Below are 2,190 nucleotides of genomic sequence, written 5' to 3' on the forward strand. Positions count from 1 at the left end.
TAATGAGAGCGAGCCGTAAGGCGAAGGTCGAATTTAGTGAATCGAACTTCCATATGAACAAAAGTGAGAAATTGAATAGTGACGGAAAGTGAAGATTCGGGATTCCGAATGGCCATTTTTCGAAGTAAATGAATTTGATTGAAGAAATTTCACCTGTATGAAGTTTTGAAGGTATATAAAATAAATATATCAAAAGGGGTGTTCCTGAATGGGAGCATCCTTTTTGGTATGTAAAAAAATGTTTTAGCATGGTAAAGAAGTAGACAAAGAAAAACAGCAGCCACGCGACTGCTGTTCTTCACATAGGGAGATTGAGTTATGAAAATGTTTATCAAAAATAAAGTAGATTTCCTTTTGACAAGTATTATGATATCTAATAAATATGAGCAAAATGTGTCAAAATTCTAAAAGAAGAAGAATTAATTCTAAAAGAATCATGTTAAAAGTATAAAGAAAAAATAAAAAACTTGATAAAAGACAGGAAAGAAGGAATTTTACGATGGAATTAGTAAAAGGAAGACCATTGGATACGGAAAAACGTCTGGAAAAAGAAGTCCGGGTCTATGATCTGTTGGATGAACTTGGAATAGAATACTGGCGGATAGATCATGAAGCAGCGCAGACCATGGAAGACTGTGAGGAGGTAGACAGGATTCTTGATGCTGTGATCTGCAAAAATCTGTTCTTATGCAATCGTCAGAAGACAAAATTTTATCTGCTGATGATGCCGGGAGATAAGCCGTTTAAGACTAAGGAGCTGTCTGCACAGATCCAGAGCGCACGTTTGTCTTTTGCACCGGAAGAATATATGGAAAAATTCCTGGATATCACACCGGGATCTGTCAGTGTCATGGGGCTGATGAATGATACAGAAAATCAGGTACAGCTTCTGGTGGATGCGGATGTATTGGAGGGAGAGTATGTGGGATGTCATCCTTGTATCAATACTTCTAGTCTGAAATTGAAAACAAGCGATGTTTTTACATCTTATTTACAAGCAGTGCATCATGATTATATTTTAGTTCATTTGGGAAAAGAGAAAGAAAATGAATGATATTCTGAGTTATCCGTGAAATGAACAGGATAATGAATGATTTAAAAACAGCCATGGATGGCTGAACGAATATTAATTACTTTAGGAGAAAGCAACATTATGAACCAGTACAAAAAAGGTGTGATTTATACGATCATTGGCGGTGCATGCTGGGGGATTTCCGGAACATGCGGAGAATATCTGTGTACATTCCGGGGAATGGATACGAGACTTTTGACAGATATCAGACTGGTAGGAGCTGGTATCATCCTGTGTCTGTTTATGGCAATGCGTTATCGTCCAAATGTGAAACTGTTTTTGAAGACGCCAAATGCAGTATTACATTGCATCGTATTTGGTATCGGAGGTTTGATGTTTACACAGTATGCATATCTGACGGCTATTTCAAAAACAAATGCGGGAACGGCTACGGTGCTGCAGTATTTGTCGGCAATTTTTGTATTGCTGATTGTCTGCCTGCGAAAAAGAAAACTGCCGGTTTTGCGGGAAAACATTGCGATCATTTCCTGCCTGGTGGGTACGTTTCTGGTGGCAACCCACGGAAGTTTTACTTCACTCTATATATCAAAGGAAGGACTGCTCTGGGGATTTCTGGCGGCAGTAGCGGCCACACTCTATATATTGATCCCTCAGCAGCTGCTGGCGGACTGGGGAAGTATTATACCAACCGGAATCGGCATGCTGACCGGAGGAATCGCATTTTTCTTTATCATGCGGGTGTGGAAAATATCGGTGCAGTTTGACTGGGCAACTGTGGCGATCACAGCGCTGATCGTGCTGGTTGGTACCGTACTTGCGTTTACTATGTTTCTGAAGGGAACCAGCCTGGTGGGTCCGGCCCGTGGAAATATGTTGGGATGTGTGGAGCCGCTGATGGCGACAATCTGTTCCGCTGTTTTCCTGGATACGGTGTTTATGCCAATGGATATTATTGGATTTGGATTCATTATTGCAACAGTTTTCATACTTGCGAAGAATTAGTTACAAAATGGTAATGTGCGGATTGAACAAAAAAAAGTGAAATAAAAAAACAAGTTTGTGCACACTTACACGCGAGGGTTTGCTATTATAATAACTGTAAAAACCCCCAATACATTATATAGTTTTTTGCTACCCCCATAGTAAAAAATACCTTC

The 2,190-nt window shown here is 39.9% G+C and carries 2 protein-coding genes; both read left to right on the forward strand.

Going from position 1 to position 2,190, the window contains the following annotated elements; translation table 11 throughout:
- Positions 1-499: 499 nt before the first annotated feature.
- Entirely contained in the window at positions 500-1,054 is a 555-nt protein-coding gene (locus Q0I54_RS13230) for a prolyl-tRNA synthetase associated domain-containing protein (protein WP_296119350.1), read from the forward strand.
- Between the two features lie 99 nt (positions 1,055-1,153).
- Positions 1,154-2,035 carry a DMT family transporter gene (locus Q0I54_RS13235; RefSeq protein ID WP_296119351.1) on the forward strand — a complete coding sequence of 294 codons (882 nt, stop codon included), beginning with the start codon at positions 1,154-1,156 and terminating at the stop codon, positions 2,033-2,035.
- Positions 2,036-2,190: the final 155 nt, after the last annotated feature.

Origin of the sequence: uncultured Eubacterium sp. (genome assembly GCF_934295145.1) — a bacterium.
Lineage (GTDB): Bacteria > Bacillota > Clostridia > Lachnospirales > Lachnospiraceae > Eubacterium_I.

Coding starts and splice junctions, on each gene's coding strand:
- Q0I54_RS13230 (WP_296119350.1), top strand. CDS start 500: ATGGAATTAGTAAAAGGAAGACCATTGGATACGGAAAAACGTCTGGAA.
- Q0I54_RS13235 (WP_296119351.1), top strand. CDS start 1,154: ATGAACCAGTACAAAAAAGGTGTGATTTATACGATCATTGGCGGTGCA.